This window comes from Rothia nasimurium (assembly GCF_928382285.1).
In the GTDB taxonomy this organism is placed as follows: Bacteria; Actinomycetota; Actinomycetes; order Actinomycetales; family Micrococcaceae; genus Rothia; species Rothia nasimurium_E.
The window spans coordinates 278,252-292,223 of sequence record NZ_CAKMSS010000001.1; the positions used below are offsets into that span (position 1 = coordinate 278,252).

Annotated in this window: 14 protein-coding genes; 7 read left to right on the forward strand and 7 right to left on the reverse strand. The window is 60.0% G+C overall.

The window, feature by feature from the left end:
* Window positions 1–35 precede the first annotated feature (35 nt).
* The 5 genes from L6758_RS01195 to L6758_RS01215 form a co-directional block, all read right to left on the reverse strand.
* Window positions 36–2,414: a glycoside hydrolase domain-containing protein gene (locus tag L6758_RS01195; protein WP_237204844.1), complete on the reverse strand. Its 2,379-nt coding sequence runs from the start codon at window positions 2,412–2,414 to the stop codon at window positions 36–38.
* Between the two features lie 362 nt (window positions 2,415–2,776).
* Window positions 2,777–3,208, reverse strand: coding sequence for an HNH endonuclease (locus L6758_RS10970; RefSeq protein ID WP_272878577.1), 432 nt, complete (start codon window positions 3,206–3,208; stop codon window positions 2,777–2,779).
* Between the two features lie 120 nt (window positions 3,209–3,328).
* Entirely contained in the window at window positions 3,329–3,781 is a 453-nt protein-coding gene (locus L6758_RS01205) for a hypothetical protein (RefSeq protein ID WP_237204845.1), read from the reverse strand.
* Window positions 3,769–5,142, reverse strand: coding sequence for a DEAD/DEAH box helicase (locus L6758_RS01210; protein ID WP_237198886.1), 1,374 nt, complete (start codon window positions 5,140–5,142; stop codon window positions 3,769–3,771). Before L6758_RS01210 ends, L6758_RS01205 begins: the two co-directional genes overlap by 13 nt.
* Window positions 5,123–5,377, reverse strand: coding sequence for a VRR-NUC domain-containing protein (locus L6758_RS01215; RefSeq protein ID WP_237198885.1), 255 nt, complete (start codon window positions 5,375–5,377; stop codon window positions 5,123–5,125). Before L6758_RS01215 ends, L6758_RS01210 begins: the two co-directional genes overlap by 20 nt.
* Between L6758_RS01215 and L6758_RS01220 the strand changes: the two genes are divergently transcribed.
* Window positions 5,376–6,233 (forward strand): PhzF family phenazine biosynthesis protein, encoded by an 858-nt coding sequence (locus L6758_RS01220; RefSeq protein ID WP_237204846.1) that lies wholly within the window; start codon window positions 5,376–5,378, stop codon window positions 6,231–6,233. The two genes, L6758_RS01215 and L6758_RS01220, sit on opposite strands and share 2 nt — an antisense overlap.
* 323 nt (window positions 6,234–6,556) lie before the next feature.
* Window positions 6,557–7,048, forward strand: coding sequence for a DUF2087 domain-containing protein (locus tag L6758_RS01225; RefSeq protein WP_237204847.1), 492 nt, complete (start codon window positions 6,557–6,559; stop codon window positions 7,046–7,048).
* A gap of 110 nt (window positions 7,049–7,158) precedes the next feature.
* On the opposite strand, the gene L6758_RS01230 is transcribed toward L6758_RS01225, so the two are convergent.
* Window positions 7,159–7,797, reverse strand: a complete 639-nt coding sequence (locus L6758_RS01230) for a TIGR03085 family metal-binding protein (RefSeq protein WP_237204848.1) — start codon at window positions 7,795–7,797, stop codon at window positions 7,159–7,161.
* 151 nt (window positions 7,798–7,948) lie between these two features.
* On the opposite strand from L6758_RS01230, the gene L6758_RS01235 reads away from it, so the two are divergent.
* The 4 genes from L6758_RS01235 to L6758_RS01250 are packed head-to-tail and all read left to right on the forward strand — an operon-like array spanning window position 7,949 to window position 11,417.
* Window positions 7,949–8,740, forward strand: a complete 792-nt coding sequence (locus tag L6758_RS01235) for a lytic transglycosylase domain-containing protein (RefSeq protein WP_237204849.1) — start codon at window positions 7,949–7,951, stop codon at window positions 8,738–8,740.
* Between the two features lie 54 nt (window positions 8,741–8,794).
* On the forward strand, window positions 8,795–9,190 hold the full coding sequence (gene hisI, locus L6758_RS01240) for a phosphoribosyl-AMP cyclohydrolase (protein WP_237195718.1): 396 nt from the start codon (window positions 8,795–8,797) through the stop codon (window positions 9,188–9,190).
* Window positions 9,191–9,221: 31 nt separating this feature from the next.
* Window positions 9,222–10,790, forward strand: a complete 1,569-nt coding sequence (locus L6758_RS01245) for an anthranilate synthase component I (RefSeq protein WP_237204850.1) — start codon at window positions 9,222–9,224, stop codon at window positions 10,788–10,790.
* Complete coding sequence (locus L6758_RS01250; RefSeq protein WP_237204851.1) at window positions 10,791–11,417, forward strand: Trp biosynthesis-associated membrane protein; 627 nt, start codon at window positions 10,791–10,793, stop codon at window positions 11,415–11,417.
* Here L6758_RS01250 and hutC read toward each other — a convergent pair.
* Window positions 11,414–12,160 (reverse strand): histidine utilization repressor, encoded by a 747-nt coding sequence (hutC, locus tag L6758_RS01255; RefSeq protein ID WP_237204852.1) that lies wholly within the window; start codon window positions 12,158–12,160, stop codon window positions 11,414–11,416. The two genes, L6758_RS01250 and hutC, sit on opposite strands and share 4 nt — an antisense overlap.
* A gap of 147 nt (window positions 12,161–12,307) precedes the next feature.
* Here hutC and hutU point away from each other — a divergent pair, with 147 nt between their 5' ends.
* Window positions 12,308–13,972, forward strand: coding sequence for a urocanate hydratase (gene hutU / locus L6758_RS01260; protein WP_237204853.1), 1,665 nt, complete (start codon window positions 12,308–12,310; stop codon window positions 13,970–13,972).

Below are 13,972 nucleotides of genomic sequence, written 5' to 3' on the forward strand. Positions count from 1 at the left end.
GGGAGACTGTCATCAACCTGAAAAAAATTGGAACTTTACTGTCCCCGGTTTGGGCGTGAGAGTATCGCCGCATATGTCCGTCCTAGAACATGTGCCTCGCCAACATCCGGCAGCCTGGAGGCTCCAGACGCAGACAAGAGTTTGTTTTTACCAAACTCAAAGTTCTCAAACCCCCAAACATCTATTCCGTCTGCAAGCTTGGCAAACGACTCAGCAAGATTATTCGCGCTCCCACCAAACCGCTCACGGTAGAACTTCTGGATACGATTCGTCTCGCTGAGTGCTAGAACCTCACGCATTGCATCAGCTAATCTCGTGTCTCCACTACGTCCTTGCATTGCTTTAACGAGTAACCACGCATCCGCATCAGCGAGCAAATCTTCGTAGTCGAACCCGCTGCTGTCATCCAGTTTGCCCAGGTGGTTACGCAGCCATGAAGCCAAAGACTCAGTGGTAGAGCTATTGTCGAACACTCCCCAAATTTGCAGCAGGTCTAGCCCCCACCCGCCTAGGTCGCCGAGACCGTAGTCTGCATGATCTTCCGCTAAGCCCCAGGTGAGGTAACCAAGCATTGATGCAGCTAGGTGCTCGATATCTCTGCGCGGAATGGTACCTCTAATCTCAGGACGACTAGAGCAGATTTGTGCGCACATTGCGCGGGCTGCTGCCAAATCTGAGGGATATGCTACCTCTGGGGTGTACAGCCTCCACAATCCGAGGTATTTATCACCCCAGTATTTTGGTTTACGCAACCATTCAAGGATGAATTGTCCAGCTAGAGATTTGTATGGAGCGAGGGGGTTCATGAAGCCACTCATTGCTTCCACACATTGCCGTTCGGTCTCAGCTACCCATTTCCATAGCGGATCTTGGTGAGAAACCCCAGGATCAGGATCGGGTGTTGGTGCTACTGATGCTGGCAGCAGAGTTGAGCACGGCTGTTCTAATCCAGACCATGCCACCCGATCCAGATCCCACTTCCCCTTATATCTACGAATCTCGTGAAATTGATCGTAGTTCCACATCTCTGGAATCCTAAATCCAAGATTGCCAGAAAAACCGGTGGACATATCAGACACAAAGGCGTTCACAGCGTAGCCTGCATCGATAACACGTTGACACACATTGCGTGAGGCGTAGATTCCAACTCGATAGTTACCTGCAAGTCCTGCTGACACAGCTCTGAAGTAAGGCAGAATGTTAGTGGTGACTTCCGGGTCCGTGGCATCGTAATCAACAGCGAAATAGATAGTGGTTGGTGGAATTCGCAGCCGCTGCGCAGATGCTTGCGCTTCTGCTGCATGGCGTGCTCCAGTCTCAGGAGTGAAGTGTCGCAGAGCTGTCGAGTATTCCTGGAAAATTGGAAAATATTTAAGACCATGGTCAAGAATGCGACGCAACTCCCCAGGGCGGATCGCCTTAAAGTATTGTTCTGGTAACAAATCCTCGATACCGACTTCACTGAGGTAGCGGCCAACGATTTGGTAGCCGTCTGCCTTTAGGTGTTCTGCGAGTTCATCTGTGATTTGGAAGCGTGTATCGCAAGCAACACAGTCGCGTTCTGGATCACCTTTTGAGGTGAGAAGGCTCATCCATGTGGTTGGATCGACCTTTCCGGTTACGGGCAGCGCGTGCACTTGCTGGAACCGCTTGATGTGGTCAGCTATCCCGCTATTCCACGTGCTAGTTGGGGATAATGAGTAACCGTTGCAAATCAGAGCTACAGTGGCAAGCCATACCCATTGGCTGGTTCCGCCATTGATTGTTTGCAGCCTGGATCGTGTCCCGTCACCGAAGTTTCCGGTGGCTTGTGCAGGGGTGAAGCCCTGGATGGCTTGAAGCACCTGAATCAGAGCTGTGTTCATTTCACGACCATATAGGCCGTCGGTGGGAATGATGCCAGTGTAGTTTTTGTACTGGCGATTGATGGATTGCTGAGCAGCCCGGATAGGAAGTTTTCCACCGTAATCTGCTAGCAGTCGGAACTGTTTCATCGACAGAAGTACCATCATCAGCTCAAGGTCAATGGTTGAGCTGTTGTTGGCAATGCCGATATCGGATTTTAGGGTGCGGATCGAATCAGCAACATTTGATGTAAAGCGCCCAGTGATTCCACCGTATTCTGCCGGGTAGCCCTTGCACCATAATGCGCATTGGATGATTCCGTGCACATTGTTGTCGGTGGTGTTTTGGTTAATCCCGTTGGGCCAGTGATTCTTGAAGCGTGTTTGAGTTCCTGGCCCAAAAGTGTTTGCGGTCGATGTGATGCCTAGTTCAATCTGCAGGGCACGGATGAGCGCGTTGATTGTTGCCCAGCCTGTCTTTCCGTTTTCTGTGACTGAGCCAAACCCGGTCTTGTCGCCGTAGGTTCGGTTCAACCAGCGCTGAGCTTCTAGAACCATTGGATCTGACATGAGATTCCTCCTATAGAAATCGTTATCTGGCTGTGTAGGTAAACAGGAATGCTTCCCTACATGGAAAGGCTTTGAAAAGGGGGTTTTTATAACTTCGCTTCGTAAATAAGCACTCTCTTCGATAGCTGTAACCTGATTTCGGCAGCTCGTTTCGAGTGTTGTCGGTTAATACCCTGTTTGATTCGGGATTTTTACACGCAAGCCCCCAGGCCCGCTCGTCTCACCCTCGGCTGTAGAGATTTCACCACCCCTACCCGGCCCAACTTGGCCGCCGTCCGGCAAACTCTAAGCAGTTCGAAGATAGTGCCAACTGCTAGCTCAGCCCCTGTATCTGGCACACACGGCCACACAAAGTATAGGGGTTAGTAGGTGTAGAGCTTTCCTTGTCTCCATCGGTCTCCATCACGGGCTGTCTGCCGTGAGTGGCAGGGCTTGCACAAAGCCTGAAGATTGGACTCGTCGTGGTTACCGCCGTGCTCAAGCGGCAGGACGTGGTGGACTTCCTGCGCCGGGGTGATACGGCCATCCATCTGGCACTGCTCACACAAAGGATGAGCTGCGATATATCGGTCCCGGATTTTTCGCCACCGATGGTCATAGCGCCGGTTGATTTTAGGGTCACGCTGGTAACGCCGGTAGCTTTGCGCATCCTGTTGGGCGTGTGATGGGCAGAACCTGTCGTTCGATAGCTCTGGGCAGCCAGGGTGAGAACAGGGCGTTGCTGGTTTGCGGGGCACCTGGAGCCTCCCATCGGTTTCACTCAGGTGGTATGGCTGAACCCCGCAGGTGCTCATGTGAGTAGCTGCGGGGTTCAGATGCGGTTGGCGTGGATCTAGAGAATCAACCACTTACAGACTATGGGCTCTGGAACCCAGAATCCATAGCAAGTTCCGGATACCTTGTGACGCCTGGGTTCATTTCCAGTAGAGGGCAACAGCCAGTCTCTCCACTGCCCGGTTTTTCTTCCGGTAGACCGAGTCCCGTTCGACATGGAAGTGCTCACCCAAGAACCGGACCTTCTCTTCCTGGCTGCCCTCGCCGAGAAAGAAGTTCTCTAGCACGAACCTGTCATCGTCAGAAAGCCTGTCCCAGGCGGTGCCGAACCAGTGTAGGTACTGCCTGGCTTGGGCGGTGCGTTGTTCCAGGACGTCGATTTTGTCCAAGGTGGCTGTGATTCTACTTTCGCCTCTGTGTGGGTCTCGGGCATGGGGCATTCCATCCATTGTCGGGGATGAGACGCAGGTGAGGTCTGCCTTGAGTGTGGCTGCTTCTTGGTTGGGTTGGGCTGCAGCTTCCATGAACTGGTAGTCCTGTAGGGCTTTGATGGCTGCTTTGTGGGTATCGAGGTAGCGGGTCATGACATGCATTCGGTTCTCTCCTTATCGGTCAGGGCCCAGGCGACGGCGTCGATGAGGGCAGCTTGGGTTGTGTCTTTGGCCTCCAGCGCCGTCAGGACTCGTTCGTCGAGGGTGTCGGTGGTGACCAGGTGGGTGATGGTGACGGGTCGTGTCTGCCCTTGCCGGTAGAGGCGGGCATTGGTCTGTTGATAGAGCTCTAAGGACCAGGTCAGGGAAAACCAGATCAGGATGCTGCCACTGGCTTGTAGGTTGAGACCGTGCCCGGCGGAGGCTGGGTGAATCAAAGCAACCGGAATTAAACCTGCGTTCCAGTCCCGGATGTCCTGGCTGGTCCTCAAGACTCTGGCGGCAGGGATTCTCTCTTGGATGCGGGTGGCGTCGTGCTTGAACCAGTAGGCCACCAGGAGCGGGTTTCCGTTAGCTGCTTCCACCAAATCTTCAAGGGCATCGAGTTTCTTGGTATGAACTGTGGTGGTGTCCCCGGTGTCTGTGTAGACCGCCCCAGAGGCCATCTGGAGTAGTTTGCCTGAGAGGGCTGCAGCGTTCGCAGCATCGACGGTTGTGTCCTCTAGTTCGAGGACCATCTCATCGCGTAGCTGCTCGTAGGCGTTGCGTTCTGTGGGGCCCATGGTGAGGTGGTGGTTGGTGACGGTGAGATCCGGCAGAGTGAGGTAGTCGGTGGTTTTCATGGACAGGGTGATATCGGCGATGGCGGCGTAGATTTCTTCTTCAGCTCCTTCGCGGGGTTTGTAGGTGAAGATGTGTTGGCCGTTGCGTTTATCTGGGATGAAGTAGTGGTTGCGGTAGTGGCTGATGTAGCGGCCCAGACGCTGCCCTCCATCCAGGAGCCGGAATTGGGCCCAAAGATCCATGAGCCCGTTAGAGGCAGGAGTTCCGGTCAGCCCGATCATGCGGGTGATGGCTGCCCTGCGTGAAGCTAGTGCTTTGAAGCGTTGGGCGGTGTGGGATTTGAAGGAGCTGAGTTCATCGATCGCCACCATGTCGTAGGGCCAGCTGCTACCTAGATGTTTGATGAGCCAGGGGACGTTTTCACGGTTGATGATGGTCACCATGGCCTCAGCTGTTATGGCTTGGATGCGCTGGGTTTTGGTTCCGACGGCTACTGCTGTGGTGAGCCCGTGAAGGTGGTCCCATTTGAGGACTTCTGTTGGCCAGGTGTCTCGGGCGACCCGCAGTGGGGCGATGATCAACACGCGGCGGGCTTGGAAGGAGTCCAGTAGGAGGTTCCAGATGGCGGTGAGGGTGATGACGGTTTTCCCTAGGCCCATCCCTAACAGGATGGCTGCCTCGGAATGGTCCTCAATAAATATGGTGGCCTGGGTCTGGTAGTTATGGGGTGCGTAGTGCATGGGTGAGCTCCTGAATCTGGCTGGGGTGATCAATGATGCGAACGTCTATGCCCTGGTTTCGTAGTTGGTGGAAGCGGCGGTTTTGGATGGGCCAGGGTTTTTGGCCGGGAGCTTTGAGTTCGATAAAGATGATGCGGCCGTGGTGGATGCAGATGCGGTCTGGGAGTAGTGCTAGCCAGCTGCCCGGTAGTGTAGAGGTACACCCCGTAGAAGCGCAGGCGAAAGGACCCCACATGAAAACCCGCCCCTTCACCCAGGTCGATGTGTTCGGCTCGGTTCCGCTCAAGGGCAACCCCCTCGCCGTGGTGCTCGACGGCAGCGGCCTCACCGACGAGCAGATGCAGAGCTTCGCCCGCTGGACCAACCTCTCAGAAACCACCTTCATCACCCAACCGACTGGCGCTCGGGCCGACTACGCCGTCCGTATCTTCACCCCCGGCGGCGAACTGCCCTTCGCCGGGCACCCCACCCTGGGCAGCGCCCACGCCTGGCTAGAAGCAGGCGGCCAGCCGCAGCGCCCCGACGTCATCGTGCAAGAATGCGCCGCCGGGCTCATCGACATCACCCGCAGCGACCAAGAGCTTGCCTTCGCCGCCCCGGCAACCGTCCGCACCGGTGCCCTCGACGAGGCAATCCTGGCAGACATCGCCACCGCCTTAGGGCTAGAGCGCAGCCAGATTCTCTCCCACCAGTGGGTCGACAACGGGGCCGGCTGGTCCGCCGTCGAAATCGCAGACCCCGACCGTCTGCTCGCCCTCACCCCGGACTTCTCCCGCGGCCCAGACCTCAAACTCGGCGTCTTCGCCATGCACCCGGAAGGTTCAGACATCGCCTACGACATCCGCGCTTTCGTGCCAGGTATCGGCGTTTCTGAGGACCCTGTCACCGGCTCCCTCAACGCCTCCGTCGCCCAGTGGCTCGCCCGCGAAAACCGGGTCGCCGGAACCTACACCGTACGCCAGGGCACCTGCCTGCACCGCGACGGCAGACTCACCATCACGATAGGGCAGGACGCCAGCCCCACCGGATCACCCGACATTTGGGTTGGCGGAAGAACCCACACCCTCATCAGGGGAGAGGTTAGTCTTTAGGTCTTTAATCCATCTGTTGTCTTGTGCTGCCCCGCCAGGCCGGGGGGCGGGCGTCCGTCCGCTCATTGAAGGTAATCGAAAATGCCATCTGCGCGGTCAAAGAACACGCAGATGGCATTTTCGGTTACATTCGGGAGCGACTGTGATATAAAGGTGTGAGGCGTCACCCACCGCCCAGCGCTTTGCCCCTGTGACTCTAGCAAGCAGGCCATCAGCGCGAAGGGAAGAGAATTCTCGGGTTGCACCGGCATTCCAAGACCGGGGTAGGCACCATCGAACCGTCGATTGATACCGCAGCTAGAGTGCGAAGAAAGTCGATACCCGTGACTGCCCAATCAAACTTCAAAAAGCTCGTGCGCGCCCGCATGGAAGAAACCGGTGAGAACTACACCACCGCCCGAGCAGCCCTGCTCGAGACCAGGCCGTCGACCGACGTCCTGAACGATTCCCGTGAACAAGCCTACGCAGAGCACCGCACAGTCGTTGACCGTTTTCTGCAGGGCGGACGCCTGACCTCCTGGCCCTCCAAGCGCCGCACCCGCGCTCACCTGCTGTTGCACCTGGTGACCTATTTTGAGCCGGGTCGCACCTACACCGAGAAACAGGTCAACGAGATTCTGGCCGCCCTCTGGCAGGACTATGCCTTTATGCGTCGGGAGATGGTCGAGTACGGTTACCTGGTGCGAACTGCTGATGCATCCGCCTATTGCTTGGCGACCCAGGTTCCTGACCGGGCGGGTACCGTGCTGGCTGCCGAGGCTCCGGCCTGGGAAGCGATGTGGCTGCCGGGCTACCTGGCTGCAGAGGCTATGTAGCAACTAGGGACCAGAATCCTCCCGAAATCCTTGTGGTGCACACATACTATTGGGAGTTTTCTGGTCCCTACTTGGGGCGGAGCGGAGCAGGCGCGCGCCACAACCGGTCCTTAGCTCACCTCAACCCGGGCCGCGGCCTCGCGTCCGAACAGGTAGAGCACCAGTTCGCCCGGCTCGCCGGTCAGCACAGTCGCAACCTGGCCAGCAGGCGGAGCAAGCACAGTATGAACAGCGGGGGAGTAGCCCGGAGCTTCCAACACCAGCCCGTGAGGGTACTTCTTCCCGGCCATCATGCGAGCGCGCGCCCGCAGCACCTTCCACATCTTCTCCTGCACACCCTCAGCCAGCTCGCGCGGGGCAGGCTGCTCGCCGTCAGTGAGTGAGGCGCGGCGGACGTCCTCGGTATGCACAAAGTACTCAATCAGGTTCATCGCCTCGTCCAGACCCGGGAAGCGCGTGCGCATGTGCAGGTAACCCGGCAGCGCCTCAAAATCGCGCAGGGCCTTCTCGTAGCGTCGCTGGCCGGTCAGCTCATCGGCAAGCTGGTTTGTGTAGCGTTCGGTGCGCGCAGCCAGCGGGCCGCCCATGACCCCGGCTGCCAGGGTGGGCTTGGACTCGCGCAGCAGCAGGTGGGCTGCCAGGTGGCGGGTTTCCCAGCCCTCACAGAGGGTAGGGGCGGACGGCCCCGCGTCAGCAAGAGCCTGTACGAGAGCGGATCGTTCGGAGGTAACAAGGGCTGAAGAGGTCATAGCTCCCAGTCTAGTCCTGTTGACAGGCCCGGAAGTAGGAGCCTCAGGGCTTTGGGCGCAGGTTACGACATGCAGGAAACATTCAGCTCTCACGCACCGGTTCTTGACCTGCGCCAGCTAGGCTCTTACCAGCCCCACCGTGAAAGGTTCTATGCCAGTTTCTACCAAAGCCCGCCTGAGCCCCCTGTTTGCCCTGGCTGCTCTTGCCGTCAGTGGCTGTTCGGCATCCTTCCAAGGAGCATCCCGGGAGGATCTGCCCACCACGCTGCCCGCCGCACCTGAGCAGGTGCTACCGGCGTCCGCGCAGGAAAGCCTCTCAGGCCAGACCCCCATCACTGAACTGGCAGATAGCTCCTGGCTTGATGCCACCGCTGAGGCAACCGATATTCCCCGGCGGGTGCTGGCAGCCTACGCCGGGGCGTCCTTGCGCGTGGCTCAAACCTACCCGGAATGTCGGCTGGGCTGGAACACCATCGCGGGTATCGGTGCGGTCGAAACCATGCACGGCACCTACCGGGGTGCCAGCACTGACCACGATGGAAATGTAACCCCCAAGATTTTTGGGCCCTCCCTCGACGGCAGCCCCGGAGTCATGGCCATTGAAGACTCCGACCGGGGCGAACTTGATAACGACACCGAGTGGGATCGGGCGGTGGGGCCCCTACAGTTCATCCCCTCCACCTGGGACTATATCGGGCAGGACGGCAACGCCGACGGAATGCGCGACCCCCACCACATCGACGACGCGGCCCTGACCACCGCCGTCTACCTCTGCCAGGGCCAACGCGATACCAGCACCGATGAGGGCTGGCAGCGCGGAGTGCTGGCCTACAACCGGTCGGTGGTCTACGCCAACCAGGTAGCCAGCCACGCAGAAACCTACCGGCAGGCTGCCCCACCCAGTGCAGGCACCAGCCCTACAAGTACCAGCCCCAGCCCGTAGCCAGATGCTGAGAGCTGCCCCAGCCCCGCTACCACCATCAGCTAGGATGGAAAGGTGAGTACACCAGCACCCAGCGCCACCGAGGGCGCTTCACTGCCCGCCGATATCGCCGCCCGCCTCAAACGCGATGAGCACGGCCTATTCGCCGCAATTATTCAGCAGCACGACACCCGCGATGTGCTCATGCTCGGCTGGATGAACGACGAAGCCCTGCGCCGCACCCTCACCGAAGGGCGGGTCACCTTCTGGTCCCGCTCCCGCCAGGAATACTGGCGTAAGGGCGATACCAGCGGCCACTACCAGTACGTCAAAAGCGTCAGCATCGACTGCGACGGCGACGCCCTGCTTATTGAGGCCGACCAGGTAGGCGCAGCCTGCCACACCGGAACCACCACCTGCTTCGAAGCCGGCGGTCAGCTGCCCGCCGCAACCGGCGTCCGCCCCGAATAGCTCCCCAGACACACCACAACCAGAGGAAACCATGCACGACTTGGGAATTGTCGAACCGACCCTAGAAGAGTTCCGTGAACTAGCTGCCAGCCGCCGCGTCATTCCCGTGCGCGTCAAAGTTCTCGCAGACGCCATGACCCCCATCGGCATCTACCGGGCCCTGGTCGCCGCCGACGGCGCACCAGCCCCCGGCACCTTCCTGCTGGAATCAGCGAACGAACAGAAGCAGTGGTCACGCTACTCCTTTATCGGTGCCTCTAGCCGGTCAACCCTCACCACCAAGAACGGGCAGATTGTCTGGCAGGGGCTTACCCCCTCCGGCGCGCCCACCGAGGGCGACCCCGTTGAGGCTATCCGCGAGACCCTCGAAATGCTGCATACCGAGCCCCTCGATAACCTGCCCCCGCTCACCAGCGGCCTGGTCGGCTACATGGGCTGGGACGTCGTGCGCCACTGGGAGAAACTACCCGGCGGCCCGGCGGACGACGTCAACCTGCCCGAATTCGCCCTCAACATCGTCTCAGACATGGCAGTGCACGATAACGCCGACGGCACCGTCACCCTAATCGCCAATGCCATCAACTTCAACGGCACCGACGAAAACATCGACGCCGCCTACGCCGATGCCCTCTCCCGCGTCTACGCCATGATGGACAAACTGGCCCAGCCCGCCCCCGAGTCGGTCTCAACCCTCACCGGCACATCGGATATCGAGGCGCAGGTCGCGCAGGTCAAGCACACCTGGGCAGAACAGGGCTTCTTGGACGCCATTGAAAAGTCCAAGAAAAACATCATCGACGGTGACGTATTCCAGATCGTGATCTCCCGCCGTTTCGAGGCAGAAAACCGCGCCAGCGCCCTGGACGTTTACCGGGTGCTACGCCAGTCCAATCCCTCGCCCTACATGTACCTCTTCAACTTCGAATCCACCGAAGACGGCGAGCCCTTCCAGATTGTCGGCTCTTCCCCCGAAGCCCTGGTCACCCTTAAAAACGGCACCGCCACCACCCACCCCATCGCTGGGTCCCGTCCGCGCGGCGCCACCCGCGAAGAAGACCTTGCCCTGGCCGAGGAGCTGCTTGCCGACGAAAAAGAGCGCTCCGAGCACCTCATGCTCATCGACCTGGCCCGCAACGACCTCTCCCGCATTGCGGTACCCGGCAGCGTCAACGTCACCCAGTTCATGGAAATCGAGCGCTTCAGCCACATCATGCACATCTCATCCGAGGTGCAGGCCCAGCTGGCCGACGGCATGAACGCCTACGACGTACTGCGCGTAACCTTCCCCGCAGGCACCCTCTCGGGTGCGCCCAAGCCCCGCGCCATGCAGCTACTGGACGAGTATGAGGTGAGCGCTCGCGGTATCTATGCCGGTGTGTGCGGCTACTTCGACTTTGCGGGCAACATGGATATGGCCATTGCCATCCGCACCGCCGTGCTCAAGAGCGGACGCGCCTACGTGCAGGCGGGCGCCGGTATTGTCATGGACTCGGTGCCCGCTTCTGAAGCCCAAGAATCTGTGAACAAGGCAGCTGCCCCGCTGCGTGCCGTGCTCACCGCGTCGGGTCTGGCGCCCCTGTCGACCGAGGTGATTGACTAAATGAGCGAGTCACAGACCCAGCCTGCTGAGGTTGCTACCGCGCACCCGGTGCCGGGCTGGGCTAAACCTGCCCGCGTGATGCTGGGGGCTATGGCTGTTTCTACTGCCGCCTTCCTCACCACTTTGCCGACCTGGATTCGCGCCGAAGTCAGCACGGTCGTTTCGACCTCCACCCTGGACATTTCGGGAGCGGACGCCGGCTCCACCGTCTCTGCCCTGGCCCTGGTTGCCTTGGTCGCGTCGGTTGCCCTGCGTATTGCCGGGCCTAAGCTCCGCAAGGTGCTGGCTCTCTTGCTGGTGGGTGTGGGTGTGGGTCTGGCGGTTGCCGCTTTCGGTGTGCACGCCGACCCACAGGCTGCCTCGATGGCTCAGGTCAGCGCCATTACGGGCACCAATGCCCCCGCGGACTCCTACGAAGTGACCGTCCTGCCCTTGCTGTCTGCCGTCTTCGGCGTGCTGGTTGCCCTGGCCGGTGTATGGGCTTTTGTGGCGACCTCCCACTGGAAGACCGGGCGTAAGTACGACCGGTCAGCTGCCCGCGCCGCCCGCCTGGCCTCAGCCGAAGAGACCGACGAGATCGACGCCTGGGACTCCCTGAGCGAGGGTAAGGACCCCACACAAGACTAGCTGCCAAAAGACCCTTCGAGTCTGCTGCGGGAGCCGGGGTGCAGCAGCACCACCTGGCTGATGAGTTCATCGCCCGACCAGGTGCTGCGCAGCAGGCGCAGGCAGGGGTCGGCCGGAGTGATGTGCAGGTCGGACGCCTGGGCGCTGGTAGGTAGCACAGCCTCAACGGTGTGCGTACCCCGGGTAATAGGGGAGCACTGCCCCAGGTAAAAGTTGGGGGTAATCCTGGTGAAGTCCTGCTGGAGATAGTCGGGGATAGCCTGAGCGTTCACGTAGCGCTCTTCACGCTGAATCGGCAGCCCGTCATCATAATGCACCAGCACGCTGTGGAAGACCCTCTCGCCCAGCTCGGGTGCCAGGCGGCGCTGGGCCTGGGCGGCTGGAATTTCTTCGAGAGCGAGAACCTTGCTGCTGTGGGTGTGGCCGCGTTCGGTAATCTCATCAGCAATATTGCGCACCTCAAAGAGGGCAGAGGAATTTTTGTGCTCTGCCACGAAGGTGCCCACGCCGCGGGTGCGCACCAGCAGACCCTCCAGCGTCATTTCGCGGATTGCGCGGTTAACCGTCATGCGGGAGAGCCCCAGGGCACTGGCTATTTCGTTTTCTGAGGGGATGGTTTCACCTGCGTCCCAGTGCCCGCCGGTGATTTGCTCGGTGATGATGGTTTTGAGGAGCTGGTAGGCGGGGGCCTTGAGGTTCTTGTGGTCAGCGAACTGCTGGGACAAGTCGGTGATTTTTTCCACGCCTACTCCATTGACAAGTGGTTGTATATACAAGAAGATAGGTGTGTGACCCTCTTCATCTTTCAACTGTACCGCCCCGGCGCGGTCAGGCAAAAGTAAAGAACCAGAAGCTGGGCAAAGCAGACCATCATGCACAAAGGAGTAGACATGACCACCAGCGGCCCCCGCCCCGTCCGCGCCCCTCGCGGCTCCGAACTCAACACCCTTGGCTGGCAGCAGGAAGGCGCCCTGCGTATGCTCATGAACAACCTCGACCCCGAGGTGGCCGAGCACCCCGATAACCTGGTGGTCTACGGCGGCACCGGCCGCGCCGCCCGCTCCTGGGAAGCCTTTGACGCTATCGTCGCCACCCTCAAGACCCTTAAAGATGATGAAACCATGCTAGTGCAGTCCGGCAAGCCCGTAGGTGTATTCCGCACCAACGAGTGGGCCCCGCGTGTGCTGCTAGCCAACTCCAACCTGGTGGGCGACTGGGCCAACTGGGAGCACTTCCGCAAGCTTGAAGCTGAAGGCCTGATGATGTACGGCCAGATGACCGCTGGCTCCTGGATCTACATCGGCACCCAGGGTATTCTGCAGGGCACCTACGAGACCTTCGGTGCGGTGGCCCGCAAGCGTTTTGGCGGCACCCTGGCAGGTACCATTACCCTCACCGCAGGTCTGGGCGGCATGGGCGGTGCCCAGCCCCTGGCCGTGACCATGAACGAGGGCGTAGCAATCTGTGTGGACGTGGACGAGTCCCGCGTTGACCGCCGCATCGACCACAAGTACCTGGATGTCAAGGCCCGCGATCTCGACCACGCCCTAGAGCTCGCCATCGAGGCCCGCGACGCCAAAAAGCCCCTCTCCATCGGCGTGGTGGGTAATGCCGCCGAAATCTTCCCCGAGCTGCTGCGCCGCAAGGCCCCCATCGACATCGTCACCGACCAGACCAGCGCCCACGACCCGCTTAGCTACCTGCCCACCGAGGTTACCTTCGAGGACTGGAAGGCAGAAGCCGCCCGCGACCCCGAGCTCTTCACCAAGCGCTCCCGTGAGGCCATGGCAGCCCACGTTGAGGCCATGGTGGGCTTCATGGACGCAGGTGCTGAGGTCTTTGACTACGGCAACTCTATTCGCGACGAGGCCCGCAAGGCCGGCTACCAGCGAGCCTTCGACTTCCCCGGCTTCGTGCCCGCCTACATCCGCCCCCTCTTCGAAGAGGGCCTGGGCCCCTTCCGCTGGTGCGCTCTCTCCGGCGACCCCGAGGACATCAAGAAGACCGATCAGGCCATTCTCGAGCTCTTCCCCGAGAACGAGCACCTTAAGCGCTGGATCACCATGGCCGGTGAAAAGGTCGCCTACGAGGGCCTGCCCGCCCGCATCTGCTGGCTGGGCTACGGTGAGCGCCACAAGGCCGGACTCAAGTTCAACGAAATGGTGGCAAACGGTGAGCTCTCTGCCCCCATCGCCATTGGCCGTGACCACCTGGATTCCGGCTCTGTGGCATCCCCCTACCGCGAGACCGAGGGCATGAAGGACGGCACCGACGCCGTTGCCGACTGGCCCCTGCTCAATGCCCTGGTGAACACCTCATCGGGTGCTTCCTGGGTATCCATCCACCACGGTGGCGGCGTAGGTATGGGCCGCTCTATCCATGCGGGTCAGGTCTGCATCGCCGACGGCTCTGAGCTGGCAGCTGCCAAGCTAGAGCGGGTGCTGACCAACGACCCCGGCATGGGCGTGATTCGTCACGCGGACGCCGGCTACGAGTACGCCCAGCAGGTTGCCGTCGAGCGCGGGGTTCGTATTCCCATGCAGGAAAACCGCTAG